We start from the raw sequence: 20,518 nt of genomic DNA, 5'->3' as shown, positions 1-20,518 counted from the left end.
AAAAATGAGCGAATGAAACTTTGAAGGAAAATAATTCACCGTGCCGATTATTCACAATTTAGATTAAAAAAGCCTTTTTATAACAAAAAGTTATTGATGGGAATTGTGACAAACTCACGTCATGACCGCTTTTTGCAGCGAAATGTGCCGTTCTTTAAGGCTTGCGCAACATGCCGCGCAAATGATACTCATACGCCGCGTTAAAAAATCCCATAAACCAACGCAACACAATTCATACCCTTTCAGTATGTATCCATATTCATGCAGTTTATGTGAATAGGGCGCTTCATTGAGGAAGTCAGTTTCTATGAAAAACGTTAAAGTCAGCCTGGCCTGGCAAATCTTGCTAGCCCTTGTGCTGGGTATCCTGCTGGGTAGCTACCTGCATTATCACAGCGACAGCCGCGAGTGGCTGATTGCGAACCTGCTCTCCCCGGCAGGGGATATCTTTATTCATCTGATCAAGATGATTGTCGTACCGATTGTTATCTCAACGCTGGTCGTCGGCATTGCCGGTGTGGGGGATGCAAAACAGTTAGGCCGTATCGGCGCGAAGACAATTCTTTATTTCGAAGTGATCACGACGATTGCCATCATTCTGGGCATCACGCTGGCGAACGTGTTCCAGCCAGGATCCGGGATCGATATGTCGCAGCTGGCGACGGTGGATATTTCGAAATATCAAAGCACTACCGCTGAAGTACAGAGCCACGCGCATGGCCTGATGGGAACCATCCTTTCGCTGGTGCCGACCAACATCGTGGCTTCCATGGCGAAGGGCGAGATGCTGCCGATCATCTTCTTCTCGGTGTTGTTTGGTCTGGGTCTCTCCTCCCTGCCTGCCACGCACCGTGAACCGCTGGTCACCGTGTTCCGCTCAATTTCTGAAACCATGTTCAAAGTGACTCACATGGTGATGCGCTACGCGCCGGTTGGGGTGTTTGCGCTTATCGCGGTAACCGTGGCGAACTTCGGTTTCGCCTCCCTGTGGCCGCTGGCGAAGCTGGTGATTCTGGTTCACTTCGCTATCCTGTTCTTCGCGCTGGTGGTACTGGGAATTGTGGCGCGCCTGTGTGGGCTGAGCATCTGGATCCTGATCCGTATTCTCAAAGATGAGTTGATTCTCGCGTACTCCACGGCAAGCTCTGAAAGCGTACTGCCGCGTATTATCGAGAAGATGGAGGCCTACGGCGCGCCGGCGTCGATTACCAGCTTTGTGGTGCCAACCGGCTACTCCTTTAACCTGGACGGCTCAACGCTGTACCAGAGTATTGCGGCTATCTTTATTGCTCAGCTGTACGGCATTGACCTGTCTCTGTGGCAGGAGATCGTGCTGGTGCTGACCCTGATGGTGACCTCAAAAGGCATCGCAGGCGTACCTGGCGTCTCCTTTGTCGTCCTGCTGGCAACCCTGGGCAGCGTAGGGATCCCGCTGGAAGGTCTGGCGTTTATCGCCGGTGTCGACCGTATCCTCGATATGGCGCGTACGGCGCTGAACGTGGTGGGTAACGCCCTGGCGGTGCTGGTTATCGCTAAGTGGGAGCACAAATTCGACCGTAAAAAAGCGCTGGCGTATGAACGCGAAGTGCTGGGTCGTTTTGATAAGACCGCAGACCAGTAAAATAAAAAGGCCGGGGTTAACCCGGCCTTTTCGCATTCCCTCTCTGTCCAAAAGAGAGGGCCGTGTAAGAGACTTTACTCCCCACTCAACGCGTCAAATTCTTCACATCCCGTATCAAACCCTTCGGTACAGCTCAGGTTCAGCCAGTAGAGCGCTTTCTGCTTATTCGGCGTTATAAAGCCTTTCTCGCCCTGCTGGAACAGCATTCCGGCCCAGTACTCCGCGTAACCCGTACGCGAAAGGGAGGAGCTGCGTTTGAACCACGACGCGGCTTTGACGTCGTCCTGCGCCACCTCAACGCCGTTGGCATAAATCATCCCCAGCAGCATTTGCGCATCCACCGCGGAATCGTTGTCGATATCTTCGGTTGCCGTTTGCAGCAGTGCGATGGCCTGTGGGTAGTCGGTTTTCCCTGCCTGGGTGTTGACCAGCACGCGTGCCAGCATAATTGCGCCGCGTTTACTGCCGGCGATAGTGGCCTGCTGCGCCAGCGCTTTGGCCTGCGCGTAATCGCCCTGTGTAAACTGGATTTGCGATAACAACGCCATGGCGTCGACATCGCCCCCTTTTGCTGCTTTCTCTGCCCACTGCGCGGCCTGCTTGCTGTCGCCGGAACTGAAGTAGGTATCGGCAAGGTAATACTGGGCGCGGGCGTCACCCGCTTCCGCCTGTTGCTTGTACTGGCTGCCAATCTCATCCGCGTGGACGAGTGACGTAAAAAATAACAACATCAGAAAAATTGATTTCATGGATTCTTATCATCTGGGTACACGCCGCGCAGTATAATCGTCGTCGCAGAAGAAAAAAACGGGCGCGGTAAAGGTGAATGAACATTTCCCGGTGTCCGCCGCGTTTCGTCTCACAATAATGCTTGTGAAAGAGGGCATTAGACGCTCGCGGGGGAGATTCTCTCACTGAATTAAAATACAAAGCCGGGTATTTATTTCGGTGCTAATGACATTATTGCTGCGGGGCAGCGTGCACAATATATATTGATAATATAAATAGCTTATTAAGAAATAAAAAAGGGGTGAATAAGTCACCCCCTTTTATTCATCGATTAATTAACAGCATTAACCCAACGCGCTTTCGCGCAGTCTGGCTTTCAGCTTGCTATATTCGTCAATCACATACTGTTCCGCGGCGTGCTGGTCAGCAATCGGCTCCACGCGTACGGCGCAGTACTTATATTCCGGCGTTTTGGTTATCGGGCTTAAGTTCTCCGTCACCAGTTCGTTGCAGGCACCAATCCACCACTGGTAGGTCATATAGACCGCCCCTTTGTTAGGTCGGTCGCTGACCTGCGCACGGGTAATGATGCGTCCTTTACGCGAGTGCACCCAGATCAGGGCTTCATCTTCAATACCCAGACGCTCTGCGTCAGCGGTGTTGATCTGCGCATAGCCCGGTTCATCCGCCAGTGCCGCCAGCGCAGCGCAGTTACCGGTCATCGAACGACAGGAGTAGTGGCCCACTTCACGCACGGTAGAGAGCACCATCGGATACTCATCGGTGAGTTTATCGATTGGCGCGACCCAGTCGCAGGTGAAGAACTGCGCCAGTCCGTTCGGGGTGTCGAACTTCTCTTTAAAGAGATACGACGTGCCCTGATCGGCCTCTGACTCATCGCGGCACGGCCACTGGATATACCCCAGTTCACCCATTTTCTCATAGGTGGCACCGGTGAAGTCCGGACACAGTTTGCGCAACTCGTCCCAGATTTCCTGAGTGTTGTTGTAGTGCATCGGATAACCCATGCGGGTGGCGATTTCGCTGATGATCTGCCAGTCGGTTTTCAGATCCCACTTCGGCTCCACCGCTTTGAAGAAGCGCTGGAAGCCGCGGTCTGCCGCCGTGTAAACACCTTCATGCTCGCCCCATGACGTTGACGGTAAAATCACATCCGCCGCCGCCGCGGTTTTGGTCATAAAGATGTCCTGGACAATCACCAGTTCGAGATCCTCAAAGCCTTTACGCACCGCTGACAGCTCGGCGTCGGTCTGCAGCGGATCTTCACCCATAATGTAGGCGGCACGCACTTCACCGTGCGCCGCACGGTGCGGCAGCTCGCTGATGCGATACCCGGTATGTTCCGGCAGGCTCTCCACGCCCCAGGCCCTCGCGAATTTCTCCCGATTTTCCGGGAACTTAACGTACTGATAGCCCGGATAGGTATCCGGCAGTGCGCCCATGTCACACGCACCCTGCACGTTATTCTGACCACGCACCGGGTTCACGCCCACATGCGGTTTGCCCAGATTTCCGGTCAGCATCGCGAGGCTTGTCAGGGAGCGTACGGTTTCCACGCCCTGATAGAACTGGGTTACGCCCATGCCCCACAAAATGGCCGCGGTTTTCGCCCCGGCGTACATCCGCGCTGCCTGACGGATCTCTTGCGCGCTTACGCCGGTTATCGCTTCAACGGACTCCGGCGTGTAGCCTTCGACAATTTTCCGATACTCGTCAAACCCTTCCGTACGGGTCGCGACGAACGCCTGGTCGTACAGATTCTCCTCAATAATGACGTGGCCCATCGCATTCAACAGCGCGATATTCGAGCCGTTTTTCAGTGCAATGTGCATATCAGCAATACGTGCCGTTTCAATTTTGCGCGGATCGCAGACGATGATTTTCGCCCCATTCTGTTTGGCGCGAATCACGTGGTTCGCGACGATAGGGTGAGAATCCGCCGGGTTATAGCCAAAAATAAACACGAGATCGGTGTTATCTATCTCGTTGATCGCGTTACTCATAGCGCCGTTACCGACCGACTGGTGCAGACCTGCAACCGATGGGCCGTGTCAGACGCGAGCGCAGCAGTCGACGTTATTGGTACCAATAACGGCGCGCGCGAATTTTTGCATTACATAGTTGGTTTCATTACCGGTACCGCGTGAAGAGCCGGTAGTCTGGATCGCATCCGGGCCATACTTGGCTTTGATGGCGCTCAGGCGCGTGGCGACATAATCCAGCGCCTCGCTCCAGGAGACGGCTTCCAGCTTGCCACCGCGCTCGCGGCGGATCATAGGGGTTTTCAGGCGTGGGGTAAGGATTTGGGTATCGTTAATAAAATCCCAGCCGTAGTAGCCTTTCAGGCACAGCGTGCCCTGGTTGGTTTTCCCCTGGGCGGCCTCCGCCCGGACGATTTTGCCGTTATCGACCACCAGGTTGATCTTGCAACCCGAGGCACAATAAGGGCAAACCGTGACGACTTTTTTCATCAGTCTGCTCCAGTTAATCAATGCTTACGCCCCACTATGCAGCTTCTATGCCATGTTTTTATTGTGGGTATCAGCAGACTTTACGGCCAACAGAGGGGCAAAACCCTGACGAAAAACAGCCAATCGTCAAAATTGACGTGTCGAATGGGCAGTGGATGTGACATGGGTTGTAATTCCGTCATGTAAAAGTCAAATTGGCTGGAGCCGACGGCAGAATAGTTCAGACTTAACATAATCCCCTGATGGAAGCATGCGATGAAACCGGCGATTCTGGTGGTTGATGACGATACCGCAGTCTGCGAGCTGCTGCAGGATGTGCTGAGTGAGCACGTCTTTAGCGTGCTCGTCTGCCATAACGGCCAGGACGCGCTGAGTCTGGTTCAGCATGAGCCACACATCGCCCTTGTCCTGCTGGATATGATGCTGCCGGATATCAACGGCCTGCAGGTATTACTGCACCTGCAAAAGCAACGTCCGGAGCTGCCGGTGGTGATGCTGACCGGGCTGGGCAGTGAGTCAGACGTGGTGGTGGGGCTGGAGATGGGGGCCGACGATTATATTGGCAAACCGTTTAACCCGCGCGTGGTGGTTGCCCGGGTTAAAGCCGTGCTTCGCCGGACCGGGGCGCTGGCCGCAGACACCCCGGTGCCACGCGTGGCGGGCGTGACGTTCAATGGCTGGACGCTGGATACCTCCCGCTGTGAACTCAGCGATCCGCAGCGTAACCCCGTACCGTTGACCCAGGGAGAATATGGTCTGCTGCTGGCGCTCACCCAGAACGCCCGGCGGGTGCTCAGCCGGGAACAACTGCTCGAGCTGACGCACAGCGAAAGTGCCGAGGTGTTCGACCGCACAATCGATGTGTTGATCATGCGCCTGCGCCGTAAAATAGAAGCCAACCCGCATCAGCCCGCACTCATTAAAACCGTCCGGGGGCTGGGCTACGTCTTTGCTGCCGATGTGTCTCACAGCGAGAAAGCGGCTTAAATATTCTCTTTGATAAACAGCTGCAACTCGGCCAGCGTTTTTGCCCCATCAATGGCGTTCGCAGCCAGCAGGCTTGCCCGCGCGCAGGCATGGGCCAGATAAATACTCTCGACCAGCGGCAACGCTTCATGGCAGCCGTATAAGAAGCCTGCGCAGAAGGCATCACCCGCCCCGACGCTGCCGATAATCTCTTCCCGCTCCAGCAACCAGGAGGGGATCCAGCGCCCTTCATCGTCCGGTGTTAACCCCCACGCCCCTTCCGGACAGTGGATCACCACCCGCTGACGCACGCCAGCCGCCAGAAGCTGTGAGGCGGCTTCCGCGATATGGGCAATGTGCGGGGCATCGTTCTCGTCGCGCATCTCCAGCCCGCTAAACTCGCCGGCTTCCAGTTCGTTGATGACCAGATAATCAAGATGGCGCAGGGCAGGGAGGACCAGCGGCTGGTAGCGCGGGTCACCCTTTCGCGAGACCAGATCGAGCGAGGTTTCATACCCCTGATCGCGCATCTGGGCCAGCAGCCGTGCGCTGCGGGTGCCGTACTCGTCATCGGGCATATCCAGGCTGTCGAGCAGTAACAGGTAGCCGAGATGGAAAATCTTCATTGCGCCGTCGAGGCGGTCGAAGGCGGGCAGATCCAGAAGACGGTTGGCGCCCGGGGAGTGGAAAAAAGTGCGCTGCCCGCTGGGGTCGGTCATAACCTGCGACATAGAGGTTGGCGCAAAGGTCGTGCGCTGCACCCGCTGGCGGTTGACGTGATACTGGTCGAGCATCGCCAGGATGTAATCGCCGTCGCTATCTTCGCCAATCAGGCCGACGGCCTGCAGCGGCAGGCCAACGTGCATTTTGGCCAGCGTCAGCAGGACGTTCAGCGGCGCACCGCCGGTTGAACGTTCGCTGTGGGTAATTTCCGCCAGCCAGCCGCGCTCCGGCCATTGCACAATCTGGTGGACGTGATCCACCAGCATATTGCCGGCGGCGATAATCCCTTTACGTTCCATTATGCCTGCCCCGCGCTGCCAAAGATGCGCATTTGCGCGGCGACCGTATCGGTAATCGCCTCTTCTATACCCAGCAACAGTTCTGCAAATTCATCGTACAGAGGCTGACGTTTTGCCATCCGTTGCTCAACGGCGGAAAGCGCGGCCTGTGACATGCCGGTATAAAAGTTGATTTTATGGATCCCCAGTTCGATGGCGCGACGAAAATCGGCATCGCTGATGCCGGAGCCGCCGTGTAAGACCAACGGCAGGCCGGTCTGCTGGCGAATGGCGTCCAGACGAGGGAAATCGAGTTTCGGCTCGCCTTTGTATTTACCGTGCGCGTTGCCAATGGCGACCGCCAGCGCATCAATGCCGGTGGCATCGACAAACTCGCGCGCCCGCAGCGGGTCCGTAAACAACGCTTCATCCGCCTGGCCATACAACGCGCCACCTTCATCACCGCCTACCGCACCCAGTTCCGCTTCTACCGATACGCCAACCGCGTGGCACATCTTCACCACCTCCCGCGTCTGGCGAATGTTTTCTTCATAGCTCAGGGTGGAGCCATCAAACATCACGGAGCTGAAGCCTACGCGCAGCGCACGTACCACCGCCTCGAAATGCAGGCCGTGATCGAGGTTGAGCACCACCGGAATATCATGACGGGCGGCTTCAAACCTGACCGCTTCGACCAGCGACTCCAGGGAGACATACTTAAAGTGGACTTCCGCAATATTAATGATAAACGGCGAGCGTTCCTGTTTCGCGGCAGCAAACAGCGCGCGCAAAAAATGGGAGTCGAGAACGTTAAACGCGCCGAGCGCGTAGCGGTGTTTCCTGGCGTGCTCAAGACCGTCGGCAAGAGAAATCAATGGCATTATTTACTCCTTATTTCCGAAACAGGTTGTACTCGTTGCACAACACCAGCACCGCCGGTTCGTCTTCTTCGATATTGTTATAGCGGGCAATGGGCTGTAAAAAATGGTTATCGTGTTCATCGTCATTCACCGATGACACTTCCCCCACCAGTACGTCGCCAAAGCCGCGTTCGCCCCAGAAACTGTGGTACAGGCCGGGGGTGAGGCAGATGCTGTCCCCGGGTTGCAGGCGTAACTGACTGCCGGGCGCGTGGGTTTGCAGAAAGCCGTCGAGGGTAACGGTCACGTCGGTATTTTCAGGTTCTTGATGTGCACCGGCATTCCATAACTCGACGATCAGGTTTCCGCCGCCACGGTTGATGATGTCTTCCCGTTTACGCCAGTGAAAATGCATGGGCGTCACCTGACCATCCCGGACGTGCATGATTTTTTCGGCATAGCACTTTTCATAGGGCACACCGTTCGGTGAGCCATTGCGCAGGGTAAAGAGCGTTAGCCCCTGTGCGGCAAAATGGTCGCCGCCGAATGCCGTTACGTCCCAGCCAAGCCTGAGATCAAACACTTCCTGCCAGGCGGCCGGGTCAAGCTGCTGCCATTTCGTCGGCGGAAAACTGGCAAAGGGAGGGAGATGCACATCGTGCATGGAGAAGAACTGCCGCGTGTGGCCAAGGATTTCATTGATTTCGGAGCGTTTCATGGGGCCCCCTGGACGCTATGTCAGGCCTCACCCCAACTCTCTCGCGCGAAGAGAAGATCAGGGTGAGGGCATCAAACCGCACTACATCACTTCACTGTCCACCCCTTATAGGATCCGACGTTCTTTTTATCGATCATCGTCACCGGGATCAGCACAGGCTCTTTAGGCGCAGGTTTGCCCTGCAGAATGTCATAGCCGATCTCAACCGCTTTTGCCGCCATTACCTGCGGATCCTGAGCCGGCGTCGCGACAAACAGGGAGTTCTCACGCTTAAGCGCTTCTTCGCCGTCCGGGCTGCCGTCTACGCCAACGATAAAGAATTCATTGCGTTGGGCCTGTTTTGCCGCCAGATCGGCACCGATCGCCGTCGGATCGTTAATCGCGAACACGCCGTCGATCTTCGGATTGGCCGCCAGCAGTGAGGTCATCACTTCCAGACCGCCTTCACGGCTACCTTTGGCGTTCTGGTTATCAGAGAGCACCTTAATATCCGGATGTTTTTTGAACTCGGTCTGGCAGCCTTCGACGCGGTTTTGCACCGCGGACACTGGCGGCCCGTTGATGATGACCACGTTGCCTTTGCCTTTCAGGCGATCAGTAATGTATTTACAGGCCATTTCCCCCGCCTGGGTGTTATCGGAGGTGATGGTGGCATCCGCCCCTTCCGCCGCGACGTCAACCGCGACAACCACGATCCCGGCCTCTTTCGCGCGTTTAACCGCCGGGCCGATCCCTTTGGAATCCGCGGCGTTAAGGATGATCATGTCCACTTTGGCCGCAATAAAGTTGTCAATCTGCGCCACCTGCTGGCCGAGATCGTAACCGCTGGAGACCAGCGTCACTTTGACGTTATCCCCCGCCAGTTTGCGCGCTTCCAGCTCGGCACCTTTGGTGATCTGCACGAAGAATGGGTTGGCCAGGTCGCCCACCGTCACGCCGATGGACTTCAGATCTTTCGCCTGCGCAAACGGCGTTGCGGCAAGCAGCGCGCCAGCACAGAGCGCGGTCACTAACGGTTTCAAACGCATCTTCTCTTCCTCGCTTGTAGGGTATTGTTGTTATGCACTTTGATGGTGTCGGGTACGGTATTTGTCGATCAGCACCGCTATGATGATCACCGCCCCTTTGATCACCAGTTGCCAGAAGTAGGAGACGCCCATCAGCGTCATACCGTTGTTAAGCGTGGCGATGATCAGCGCCCCCACCAGCGTGCCGGTGATCGTGCCGATCCCGCCGACAAAGCTGGTGCCGCCGAGGATCACCGCCGCAATCGCATCCAGCTCGTAGCCCATGCCCAGGTTGCCGTTGGCGCTGTAGAGACGCGAGGCGCTCATCACGCCGCCCAGGCCCGAGAGCAGCCCGCTCATGCCGTACACAAACAACAGCACCAGCCAGACCTTAATGCCTGTCAGACGCGCCGCCTGCATGTTGCCGCCAACCGCATAAATGTGAACGCCAAGCGTGGTGCGGCGCAGAATAAACCAGCACAGCACAATGACCGCCAGCGCGATCACCACCAGCCACGGAATGGGGCCGAGGTAGTTATTGCCGATCCACTCAAAGTTAATGTTGGAGTTAATGACGGTCGTACCGTCCGCCAGCAGGTAAGCCGCACCGCGCAGGGCCGTATAGGTACCGAGCGTCACGATAAACGGCGGCAGCCCGGCAAAAGCCACCAGCGCGCCGTTGAACAAACCCAGCACCAGGCCGAGCATGAGCGCTGCCGGAATAGAAAGCATGGCGAACTCAGGTATTAACGACACCACCATCGCCGCCACGGCCGTGGTGCCCAGAATGGAGCCGACGGAGAGGTCGATCCCGCCGGTCAGAATGATGAAGGTCATCCCTGCGGCCAGCACGATGTTGATCGACGCCTGGCGGGTGATATTGAGCAGATTACTTTCGGTAAAGAAGTTAGGCGCGATAAAACCAAATACCGCCACAATCAGGATCAAGATGGGCAAAATGCCGACCGTCTGCATCAGATCGCTCATCAGCATTTTTTTGGCAGAGGCGGACTTCGCCACCTGCTGCGGATGGGTTGAATTTGTCATAGTTGCACCGCCTGATGATGAGAGTCGTTCACGCCGGTCGCCAGCGTCATGATGTTTTCCTGAGAAATTTCTGCTCCGTGAAGTTCACCTGCAATGCTGCCTTCACGCATGACATAGACGCGGTCGCTCATGCCGACGATTTCCGGCAGCTCGCTGGAGATCATCAGGATCGCCACGCCCTTGCGCGCCATCTGGTTCATGATGCGGTAGATTTCACTTTTCGCCCCGACGTCGACGCCGCGCGTCGGTTCGTCCAGAATCAGAATGCGTGGGCCGATGGCCACCCAGCGGGAGATAAGCAGCTTTTGCTGATTGCCCCCGGACAGGCCGCCCGCGCGGACCTGTGAATGCGGCACGCGGATGTTAAGCAGGGCGATTGCATCGTCAGAAATGGTCTGCGCTTTTTTGCGGTTCAGCATGCCGAAGGTGGCGTCGCGCTCCAGCGTCGCCATGGTGATGTTCTCCTGTGCGGCCAGCTCGAGGAACAGCCCTTGTTCTTTGCGGTTCTCGGTGAGAAAACCGATCCCGTTGTCGATGGCGGCGCGCGGGGAGTGGATCACCACCGGTTCGCCGTCGACCTCAATCATGCCGCCCGTGGCTTTGCGCGCGCCGAAGATCAGCTGCGCCAGTTCGGAACGTCCGGCGCCCACCAGACCTGCCAGGCCGACAATTTCTCCGGAACGCACCTGCAGACTGCAGGGGAGCACTTTCTTGCCGTCGGTAAGGTGATGCACGTTAAGACGCGGGCTGCCGAGCGGGATATCGCGCTCTTTGTTAAACAGATCGCTTAGCGGACGGCCGACCATCATTTTCACCAGCTCAGAGGCGTTCAGTTTGTCGCGCGTCAGGCTACCGACGTACTGCCCGTCACGCAGAACGCTGACGCGATCGGAGAGTTCATACACTTCCGCCATGCGGTGGCTGATATAGATAATCGCCATTCCTTCCTCTCGCAGGCGCAGTATCAGCTCGAACAGGCGATGGGTTTCACGTGAGGAGAGGGCGGCGGTGGGTTCATCCATCACCAGAATGCGGCTGTTGCGGTGTAGCGCGCGGGCAATTTCAACCTGCTGCTGCTCGGCGATGGTTAGCCTCATTACCAGGTCGGTCGCCTTGAAGTGCGCGCCCAGACGGTCAATCACCGCCTGCGCCTGTGCGGCCATCTCTTTGCGCTGTACCAGCCCGGCGCGCGACAGCTCGCTGCCCAGGAAAATGTTTTCAGCGACGGTCAGATTGGGGGCAAGCTGCATCTCCTGATAAATGAGGGTGATACCCGCGGCCAGCGCATCCTTTGGCCCTTTGATGTGAAACGGCTGTCCGTCAATCAGGATCTCGCCGCTGGTGGCGGTATAGGCCCCCGCGAGGATCTTCATCAGGGTACTCTTTCCTGCGCCGTTTTCCCCCATCAGCGCGTGGATCTCACCGGGGTACACCGTCAAATCCACACCCTTGAGCGCGTGGAAATGGCCAAACGTTTTGGCAATGTTGCGCATCTCCAGTACCGGGGTTCTGCTCATGGCGGATCTCCTTGAATGTCGATATCCGCACTTCATCACAGGTTGGTAAATGCAAAATGTCAGAAGCCGTTCATATTTGTCATAGTTATGAATAGTTAACTTACATCACAATTCCCCGCTTTTTCCCTCTCAGCAGGAGAGGGCCAGGGTGAGGGCATCACATTGCACCGGAGCTTACCGTATGCCATCACACCGTCCGCCCTTCTTTGCCAGCGCCCGTGGTCGCCTGCTGATTTTTAATCTGCTGGTGGTGGCGGTAACGCTGATGGTCAGCGGCGTGGCGGTGCTCGGCTTTCGTCATGCCAGCCAGATCCAGGAACAGGTGCAGCAGCAGACGCTGGATGACATGACCGGCAGCATGAACCTCGCCCGCGATACCGCCAATGTGGCAACGGCGGCGGTGCGGCTCTCGCAAGTTGTAGGCGCGCTGGAATACAAGGGCGAAGCCGAGCGCCTGAAGCAGACGCAGATGGCGCTGCGTCACTCGCTGGAACAGCTTGCCGATGCGCCACTGGCGCAACAGGAGCCCGCGCTGGTGGCGCGAATTATTCAGAGAAGTAATGAGTTACAGCAGAGCGTGACGGGCATGCTGGAGCGCGGGCAGCGGCGTCATCTGGAGCGTAATGCGCTTCTCAGCGCGCTCTATCAAAGCCAGAGCTATTTGCGCCATCTGCAGGACATCAACCGCCGTTACGCCAGCAACGTCCCGGATGCGCAACAGCTTATGGAAATGGACAGGCTAATCATCGCCGCTATTGAAACGCCCTCGCCGCGCGCCACGGTTCAGCAGCTGGATGCCGTGACGGCAACGCTGCCCCGGAGCGTGACGCAGCCCGTGGTGAACGCTATCCTGCCCGATTTTAATGCCGAGCTTCACAAGCTTGTTCCGCTCTCGACGCAGCTGGAGGAGAGCGATCTGGCGATCAGCTGGTATATGTTCCACATCAAGGCGCTGGTGGCGATATTAAACAGCGACATCAATCAGTACGTTGAACAGGTGGCGCAGGCCTCCCGGCTGCGCACTGCCCAGAGTCACCAGGAGCTGCGCTCCATCAGCGTATTTATCAGCGTGTTCGCCGTGCTGGCGCTGATCATCACCGGGTGCGCCTGTTGGTATATCTACCGTAATCTGGCCTCCAACCTGACGGCCATCTCCCGGGCGATGTCGCGCCTTGCCCACGGCGAGCAGGATGTTTCCGTCCCTGGGCTGCAGCGTCGTGATGAGCTGGGTGAGCTGGCGCGAGCGTTTAACGTTTTTGCCCGCAACACCGCCTCGCTTGTCCACACCACCCGCCTGCTGAAAGAAAAAACCACGCAGATGGAGATCGACCGCATCGAGCGTCAGGGGCTGGAAGAGGCGTTGGTGCACAGCCAGAAGATGAAGGCCGTCGGGCAGCTGACGGGCGGTCTGGCGCATGACTTTAACAACCTGCTGGCGGTGATCATTGGCAGTCTGGAACTCACCGATCCTGACTCACATGACGCCCCGCGTATCACCCGGGCACTCAAGGCCGCCGAGCGTGGTGCGGTGCTGACCCAGCGCCTGCTGGCGTTTTCCCGCAAGCAATCCCTGACCCCGCACGCGGTAGAGATGAAACCGCTGCTCGAGAACCTGCGGGAGTTGATGTACCACTCGCTGCCGGCCACCCTGACGCTGGAAATTGAAGCGCAATCACCGGCGTGGCCGGCGTGGATAGACGTCAGCCAGCTGGAAAACGCCATTATTAACCTGGTGATGAACGCCCGCGATGCGATGGAGGGACAGACGGGGGTTATTAAGATCCGCACGTGGAATCAGCGCGTGACCCGCAGTGACGGACGCAGGCAGGATATGGTGGCGCTGGAGGTTATTGACCGGGGAAGTGGAATGTCGCAGGAGGTCAAATCCCGGGTCTTCGAACCGTTCTTCACGACCAAGCAAACCGGGAGCGGTAGCGGATTAGGCCTGTCGATGGTCTACGGTTTTGTACGCCAGTCCGGTGGGCGCGTGGAGATTGAAAGCGCGCCAGGGCAGGGGACCACCGTGCGGCTGCATCTGCCACGCTCGACGCTGCCTGTTCGTTCTGCTGATGAGACCCAGGCCGCCGCGGCTGCCGTTGAAAATGAACGCCTGGTACTGGTGCTGGAAGATGAAGCCGATGTCCGCCAGACCCTGTGCGAGCAGCTGCATCAGCTGGGCTATCTGACGCTTGAAGCGGACAACGGCGAACAGGCCCTGAAGATGCTGGACGCGTCACCGGATATTGGCATGTTTATTAGCGATTTAATGCTGCCCGGCAACCTCAGCGGTGCCGAGGTGATCAACCATGTGCGCAGCCATTATCCGCAGCTTCCGGTGTTGCTGATCAGCGGTCAGGATCTGCGTCCGACGCATAACCCGCAACTGCCGGACGTGGCGTTACTGCGTAAGCCTTTTACCCGTGTACAGCTGGCGCAGGCGTTGCGCAAGGTGATGACAGGAACTGGCTGAGAGCCAGGGTCGCCGCCCCCTGAGCACCGTTAAAGGATGACGATGATGCTGTAATGAAACGGACTGCCTCATACGGCAGCGGACGGCGCAGATGCTGTTTAATTCTGGCAATCAGCGCGTCGCGTGGAAAATCGACCATATCCATCACGCCGCCGCCGAGGATCACCGCATCCGGGTCGAAGAGATTTACGCTGGTGGCAATGGCTCGGGCTGCATGATTTAAGAGCTGTATGACAAAGGGGTCATGACACGCTGAGGTAAAAATCTCGCCAATCGCGTAATCACGGGGCTGTTGTTCATACCACTGTTTCAGGGCAATACCGGAACAGACGGTTTCCAGACATCCTGTGTTACCACAACCGCAATGGCGTGACATATCGCCCTGCGGAATATGTCCAAGCTCGCCCGCGACCCCGTGTGCACCTGTCCAGGGCGCGCCGTTCAGCCAGATGGCGAACCCCATGCCGGTACCGAGATAGGCTGCCAGAACCTGCTGTTGCTGCAAGTTGTGCTGCATAACATCAAAAGAGAGCTGGAGGTTAACGTCACGGTAGAATTCGACCGGGCATCCCAGCGCGTCTGCCAGTTTGCCCGCCAGGTCCCGTCGGTCTGTTGCCTGTAATGGCAGGTTTGGTGTCGAGATAATGGTGCGTTTGTCTTTGCCGACCAGCGCAGGAAAACCCATCACCAGACCCCGACAGCGAACCTGATAGTGGCGAAGCCTTGCAACGATCATTTCTGCGACGCCGCACATGACGCCTGAACGGATAATGTCTGCTGTACGGTGTTTTTCACAGTGCAGCACGGCCCCCTCGGCTGTAAGCAGGCAAAAACGGATATGGGTAGCGCCCATATCCACTCCGGCAACGACATCAGGCTGTTTTTGCATGAGGAAGGGCCTCGTTCTTTGCCGAAAGAATCTGTCCGGCCATCAGTTGCCATGCGTCGTCGATATTCTCTGCGTGGTTGAACAGTCCTGACGTCCCGACGATAAAGACATCAGCCCCGGCGGCCATCAGTTTTTTGTAGGTGGACTGATTGCAGGAGCCATCGATCTCAATCTCATAGCGCAGCCCTTCACGTTCGCGCCAGGCTTTCAGCTCGGCAATTTTTTCGAGCATTTCCGGAATGAAAGGCTGCCCGGCAAAGCCAGGATCGACGGTCATGACCGTAATTTTGTCCGCCTTGTGAATGTAATATTTCATCGCTTCAACGGGCGTTTCAGGGTTGAGGATCAGACCGACTCTCATGCCATGACGGCGAATTTCGTCAATCAGGCGGAAGGCCTGACCGTTAATCGTTTCCGGATGCAGGGTGATGAAATCCGCTCCGGCCTGTGCCAGTTGACTAATGTAATCCTGGGGGCGCGTCACCATCAGATGGCAATCCAGCGGTTTGGTGGCGAGCTTCTTCACCTGGCTGACAAAGAACGGTGATAGTGTCAAATTGGGCACAAAGTGACCGTCCATGATATCGATATGGAAGTAGTCCGCGTGCTGGTCTATGAATTCGATCTGCTCTTTGAATTTCAGCAGGTCCATACACATCAGGGAGGGGGAAATTTTCATCGTCAATTCCTTACTTACTGATCAATCTATCGAGGGCGACAGCGGCGATAATCAACCCGCCCATCACCACCAACTGGTAGTAGGTTTGTACTTGTAAAATATTGAGTCCGTTATTGATGGTGCCGATGATGAGCCCCCCAATCACTACAGAGAAGATGCGCCCTTTACCGCCAAAGAAACTGGTTCCGCCGATAATGGCGCTGGCAATGGCGTAGGTTTCAAAGCCCATACCAGCCAGCGGCTCTGCTGCCCCCAGTCGTGCCGTTGACACCACGCCTGCCAGCCCTGCACACACACCGGAGATAATGAAAACCACCAGGATATGAAACTTCACGTCAATACCGGAGTAAAACGCCGAGTTCTTGTTACCGCCCAGCGCGTAGATGTTGCGTCCCAGCCGCATACGGGTGGTGAGGAACCAGAGAATCACCGCCACTACCAGCGAGAAGATCACCGGCACGGGAATACCTAAGAGATTGGCGGCAAAAAAGTTTACAAAGTCGAACGAGAAGCCGTATACCGAGTTGGCATCCGAAATCACCAGCGTAATGCCGCGAAAAATGGCGTTAGTGCCCAGGGTGATAATGAACGGATGCAGCCCGGTCCAGTTGACCAGACAGCCGTTGATCGCGCCTAACGCACCGCCAACCAGCACGCCGCCAATGAGCGCTGCCAGGAACGGGTCGACGCCGGCCAGCATGAGCTTGGCGGTCACCATCCCGGACAGCGCCAGAATCGCCCCGACGGACAGATCGATACCTGCCACCAGAATGGCAAAGAACTCGCCCATCCCGATCAGCACCGTCACCGAACTCTGGACAAAAATTTGAGTGATGTTGTTGGTGGTCAGGAAGTATTCCGACGACAGCGTGCCAAAGATGGCAACGATGATCGCGAGGATGAAAAAGGTGCCGTACTTGTCCCAGAACAGCGCGAAATTAAACGGTTTTTTTTCGTCCATATCGCGTTTCACTCTTGTGGTAATGCCCATGCCATAATCTCCTCTTCGCCCATATCGTCGCGATTGGTCAGGATTTGCGTCAGTCGCCCTTCGCAGAACACGGCGATGCGGTCGCAGACGGCGATAATTTCAGGTAGCTCGGATGACACCATCAGGATGACCTTGCCCTCGTCAGCCAACTGGCGCATCACTTTGTAGATTTCGGCCTTTGCGCCGACGTCGATGCCGCGGGTAGGTTCATCAAAAATGATGACGTCCGGGTTGCAGCACAGCCATTTGGAAATCAGCACCTTCTGCTGGTTTCCGCCGGAGAGCTCAGTGATGTTTTGCTCCACGCTATGGCACTTTAACGCCAGCAGCTGGCGCTGCGTTTCAGCAGTTTTGCGCTCTTCATGTTCGCGAAACAGGCCCATGGCGCCTTTGTAGCCGCCATTTTTCAGGCTTTGGCTGACCGCCATGTTCTGAGCAATAGAGAAGTTGGGGAAGAAGCCGTTTTCCCGACGGCTTTCAGTGATGTAGGCCATCCCTTTTTTCAACGCATCTAACGGCGAGTGTGGGGAGATGGTTTTACCGTTGAGACGGATTTCACCGCTAGCGCGTTTATCCACCCCGAAGAGGCAGTCCATCAGCTCGGTGCGGCCTGAGCCGACGAGCCCTGCAAAGCCAAAGATTTCACCGCGGTTCACGCTGAACGAGATATCACGTACTTTTTTCTTGTCCCGGCTGGTGACGTTTTTCACTTCGAACACGGTATCGCGTTCGAGGTTGCCGGTACTTTCTTTCATCGCGTTAAAGCGGTTTTGCAACTCGCGGCCCACCATCAGGCGCACAATATCGTCGTTTGTGACATCACTCACCATGCCCGTGCAGACGCTGCTTCCATCTTTCATCACGGTAAAGCGGTCGCAAATGCGGCGGATTTCTGCGAGCTTATGCGAGATATACACAATTGCTGTGCCCTCTTTACGTAATTGATTCATGATCAGGAAAAGATAATCCACCTCTTTATTGGTTAAAGACGATGTGGGCTCATCCATAATGATCGCTTTAGCGTTGAGCATTAATGTTTTTGCAATTTCCAGCATTTGCTTGTGGCTGATGGATAAATTCGCCACCTTTTCATCTAAATCGACTTTCAATCCCACGCGTAAAAGCATCATTGCGCCGCGAATACGCATCTCTTTCCAGTCGATGATATTGACGCCACAGACTTTTTTCGTCAGATGACGGCCAATATATAAATTCTCCAGAACGGTTAATTCATCGATAACGCTAAGCTCCTGGTAAATTATGCCAATGCCCAACTGTGCTGCCAGTTTATGATCGAGCTTGTCGTAATTTACCTCGTTGATAGTAATAGTTCCTTTGGTCGGTTCATGTATTCCCGACAATACTTTCATTAAGGTTGATTTACCGGCGCCATTCTCCCCTAATAACGCATGAATCTCGTGGGGATAAATAGTTAAATCAACCGACGTTAATGCGTGAACCGGACCAAAGGATTTGCCGATCCCCGCCATTGAGATATATGGCGTGACCATGTTTACTCCTTATGTTTTCCCTCTCATCCTGTGGGAGAGAGTTGGGGTGTGGGCATCTGACCGCACCGGATATCAGTTATTTCGTCACCAGAACCGAATCAACCAGTTTGAATTCAGGCGTTTTTTCTAGGGGGATCACGTTGCCGGTTTTCGCCGCATCCACCATCAACTTCAGGCCCGTAGCACCAATATCCGCTGGGTTCTGCGCGACGGTGGCGGTCATTTGTCCGGCATCGACCATCTTACGTGCTTCAGGAATGCCATCCGTGCCAACGACCAGTACTTTTCCTGTTTTACCGGCGTTTGCCACCGCCTGTGCCACGCCCATTGCCATGGTGTCGTTTGCACAGTAGAAGGCTTTCAAATTTGGATTTCGTTGCAAAACGTTGGTGGCGACATCCAGGGCTTTAATGCGATCCCAGTCGGCGGGTTGGCTGGCAACGAGCTTGATTTGACTTGCTTTTTTAAAGGTTTCTGTAGCGCCATTGCGGCGTGCCTCTCCCGATGCATTTCCGGCTTTCCCTTCAATAATCGCGACTTCACCGCCCTGCACACCGAGTTTATCAATGATAAAGCCTGCCCCTTTTGCCCCAACGGCTACGTTATCCGTCGTGACAAAACCTTCAACGTTACCGCCGGCTTTTTTCAGGTTATCCATATCGATTTTTTCATCGAGGTTGACCAGAAAAATGCCTTTCTGCCAGGCGCGTGACACGGGCATCACCAGGTTGACCGAGGAGAGTGGGGCAAAGGCAATGCCTTTGTATTTCTTATTACTCAAGTCTTCAAAAAGCTGCAGTTGAGACTGAAAATCACCCTCTGACGGCGAAGCAAAAATATCAACACTTACCCCCAGGGTTTTTGCTTCATCTTCGATCCCTTTCTTCATATCCACCCAGAATGGATTGTTCAATGTTTTTAATACTACTGCATATTCTGCGGCAGCAAATGCGCTGGTAGATAACATTAAGCCCATAGCGGCGCCGCTGAAATATTTCAGATATTTATTCATAGCAGTGTTCTCAATGTAGGGTATATTTTGTTGATCCCGCTAGTACGGGATCAACCTTTTATAGTTACTTCAGGGCGCCAGGGGAGAAGAAATCCACAATAGCACCGGTTTTTTGCATGTTGAGTGTGGCCTGTTGAATATTCTGTTGTGCAACGGATACAAATAAAGCATCTAATAGTGTGAGTTGTAATATACGCGCGGAGGCGTTGCGCCCTAATAAAGGGGTCTCTGGTGCTGGCGAGCAAATAATATAATCAGCGAGTTTGGCAATGGGCGAATGATAGCTATGGGTAATGCAGATAATCTTCGCACCGTTCTTTTTCGCTAACTCTACTGCGGCTTTCACATCGCTGGTGCGTCCTGAGTGTGTTACCACCAGCACTACGTCTCCCTCTTTCAGCAGCGATGCTGACATCATCATGATATGGGCGTCCTGATAAGACTGGCAGCGCACGCCGATACGTAAAAACTTGTGCTGGATGTCGGCACAAATGGCGTTAGAGCCGCCGACGCCGTACAGATCGCGCTGGTTAGCCTGAGCGAAGAAACGTGCTGCGCGATGAATTTCATCCACATTAACAATCGACTGGCCTTCCATAATGGTGCGAAGCGTAATGTTGAACACTTTATTAACCACATCCTGTGGTGCTTCATCAAAGGCGAGTTCAGCGGGGAGCACCTGCTCGGATTGAGAGAAATAGTCCACAAGCGCTGCGCGCAGAGTACGAAAACCGCTAAACCCGAGCAGCTTGGCCACTTTGACGATCATCGCTTCCGAGACCAGCAGTGTTTCGGCAACATCTTTAATTGCCGGCGCACCGCTCAGGTTACCTGGCTGAAGCAGCCAGTCGACGATACGGCTCTCGTTGTCGGTCATCCCTTCCTGTTTCATACGCAGGTAAGGTGCCAGACCGATGCCATTAGGCAGCTCTTTTTCAAATTCTGACTGACTCATCGCTCTCTGTTGTCCTTAAAAATGAAGACGACACTATATCATCACAACCTTCC

Annotated in this window: 17 protein-coding genes; 3 read left to right on the top strand and 14 right to left on the bottom strand. The window is 55.5% G+C overall.

The features are described 5' to 3' along the window. Positions 1 to 307: 307 nt before the first annotated feature. Entirely contained in the window at positions 308 to 1,621 is a 1,314-nt protein-coding gene (gltP, locus tag AB6731_RS21165; protein ID WP_013095082.1) for a glutamate/aspartate:proton symporter GltP, read from the top strand. Positions 1,622 to 1,695: 74 nt separating this feature from the next. Here the strand turns inward: gltP and AB6731_RS21160 are convergent, their stop codons facing one another. Both AB6731_RS21160 and fdhF read right to left on the bottom strand, forming a co-directional pair. Continuing rightward, entirely contained in the window at positions 1,696 to 2,370 is a 675-nt protein-coding gene (locus tag AB6731_RS21160) for a tetratricopeptide repeat protein (protein WP_014168236.1), read from the bottom strand. Positions 2,371 to 2,694: 324 nt separating this feature from the next. Then, a complete protein-coding gene (gene fdhF / locus AB6731_RS21155; RefSeq protein WP_080471945.1) occupies positions 2,695 to 4,842 on the bottom strand; it encodes a formate dehydrogenase subunit alpha in 2,148 nt (715 codons plus the stop codon). Between the two features lie 255 nt (positions 4,843 to 5,097). On the opposite strand from fdhF, the gene AB6731_RS21150 reads away from it, so the two are divergent. Beyond that, positions 5,098 to 5,829, top strand: coding sequence for a response regulator (locus AB6731_RS21150; RefSeq protein ID WP_014168239.1), 732 nt, complete (start codon positions 5,098 to 5,100; stop codon positions 5,827 to 5,829). On the opposite strand, the gene AB6731_RS21145 is transcribed toward AB6731_RS21150, so the two are convergent. The 6 genes from AB6731_RS21145 to AB6731_RS21120 all read right to left on the bottom strand — a co-directional run bounded on the left by AB6731_RS21145 (position 5,826) and on the right by AB6731_RS21120 (position 11,958). Further along, complete coding sequence (locus AB6731_RS21145) at positions 5,826 to 6,833, bottom strand: carbohydrate kinase family protein (RefSeq protein ID WP_086462941.1); 1,008 nt, start codon at positions 6,831 to 6,833, stop codon at positions 5,826 to 5,828. The two genes, AB6731_RS21150 and AB6731_RS21145, sit on opposite strands and share 4 nt — an antisense overlap. Beyond that, a complete protein-coding gene (locus AB6731_RS21140) occupies positions 6,830 to 7,690 on the bottom strand; it encodes a ketose 1,6-bisphosphate aldolase (protein WP_044857685.1) in 861 nt (286 codons plus the stop codon). Before AB6731_RS21140 ends, AB6731_RS21145 begins: the two co-directional genes overlap by 4 nt. 10 nt (positions 7,691 to 7,700) lie before the next feature. Further along, complete coding sequence (locus tag AB6731_RS21135) at positions 7,701 to 8,387, bottom strand: D-lyxose/D-mannose family sugar isomerase (protein ID WP_223398538.1); 687 nt, start codon at positions 8,385 to 8,387, stop codon at positions 7,701 to 7,703. Between the two features lie 86 nt (positions 8,388 to 8,473). Further along, complete coding sequence (locus AB6731_RS21130; protein WP_014168243.1) at positions 8,474 to 9,415, bottom strand: ABC transporter substrate-binding protein; 942 nt, start codon at positions 9,413 to 9,415, stop codon at positions 8,474 to 8,476. A gap of 30 nt (positions 9,416 to 9,445) precedes the next feature. Then, on the bottom strand, positions 9,446 to 10,441 hold the full coding sequence (locus AB6731_RS21125) for a ribose ABC transporter permease (protein WP_014168244.1): 996 nt from the start codon (positions 10,439 to 10,441) through the stop codon (positions 9,446 to 9,448). Then, positions 10,438 to 11,958 (bottom strand): sugar ABC transporter ATP-binding protein, encoded by a 1,521-nt coding sequence (locus AB6731_RS21120; protein WP_020882824.1) that lies wholly within the window; start codon positions 11,956 to 11,958, stop codon positions 10,438 to 10,440. Before AB6731_RS21120 ends, AB6731_RS21125 begins: the two co-directional genes overlap by 4 nt. Positions 11,959 to 12,139: 181 nt before the next feature. Here AB6731_RS21120 and AB6731_RS21115 point away from each other — a divergent pair, with 181 nt between their 5' ends. Then, the gene (locus AB6731_RS21115) at positions 12,140 to 14,428 is read left to right on the top strand and encodes an ATP-binding protein (protein ID WP_025206376.1); all 2,289 of its coding nucleotides are present in this window, start codon (positions 12,140 to 12,142) and stop codon (positions 14,426 to 14,428) included. On the opposite strand, the gene alsK is transcribed toward AB6731_RS21115, so the two are convergent. From alsK to alsR, 6 genes are all read right to left on the bottom strand, one after another. Beyond that, entirely contained in the window at positions 14,373 to 15,317 is a 945-nt protein-coding gene (gene alsK / locus AB6731_RS21110) for an allose kinase (protein WP_025206375.1), read from the bottom strand. The genes AB6731_RS21115 and alsK overlap by 56 nt on opposite strands. After that, a complete protein-coding gene (gene alsE, locus AB6731_RS21105) occupies positions 15,301 to 15,996 on the bottom strand; it encodes a D-allulose 6-phosphate 3-epimerase (RefSeq protein WP_020882821.1) in 696 nt (231 codons plus the stop codon). The genes alsK and alsE overlap by 17 nt, the downstream gene beginning before the upstream one ends. 10 nt (positions 15,997 to 16,006) lie before the next feature. After that, a complete protein-coding gene (gene alsC / locus AB6731_RS21100; RefSeq protein WP_014168249.1) occupies positions 16,007 to 16,987 on the bottom strand; it encodes a D-allose ABC transporter permease in 981 nt (326 codons plus the stop codon). Further along, positions 16,966 to 18,498 carry a D-allose ABC transporter ATP-binding protein AlsA gene (gene alsA, locus AB6731_RS21095; RefSeq protein ID WP_014168250.1) on the bottom strand — a complete coding sequence of 511 codons (1,533 nt, stop codon included), beginning with the start codon at positions 18,496 to 18,498 and terminating at the stop codon, positions 16,966 to 16,968. The genes alsC and alsA overlap by 22 nt, the downstream gene beginning before the upstream one ends. 76 nt (positions 18,499 to 18,574) lie before the next feature. Next, positions 18,575 to 19,510 (bottom strand): D-allose transporter substrate-binding protein, encoded by a 936-nt coding sequence (gene alsB, locus AB6731_RS21090; protein ID WP_014168251.1) that lies wholly within the window; start codon positions 19,508 to 19,510, stop codon positions 18,575 to 18,577. Positions 19,511 to 19,574: 64 nt separating this feature from the next. Beyond that, positions 19,575 to 20,465 (bottom strand): D-allose utilization transcriptional regulator AlsR, encoded by an 891-nt coding sequence (gene alsR / locus AB6731_RS21085; RefSeq protein ID WP_014168252.1) that lies wholly within the window; start codon positions 20,463 to 20,465, stop codon positions 19,575 to 19,577. Between the last annotated feature and the right edge of the window lie 53 nt (positions 20,466 to 20,518).

The organism is Enterobacter sp. RCC_40 (genome assembly GCF_041360735.1).
GTDB lineage: Bacteria > Pseudomonadota > Gammaproteobacteria > Enterobacterales > Enterobacteriaceae > Enterobacter > Enterobacter ludwigii.
Note: the sequence above shows the minus strand (reverse complement) of the source record. Positions and strands in the feature narration are given on the sequence as shown.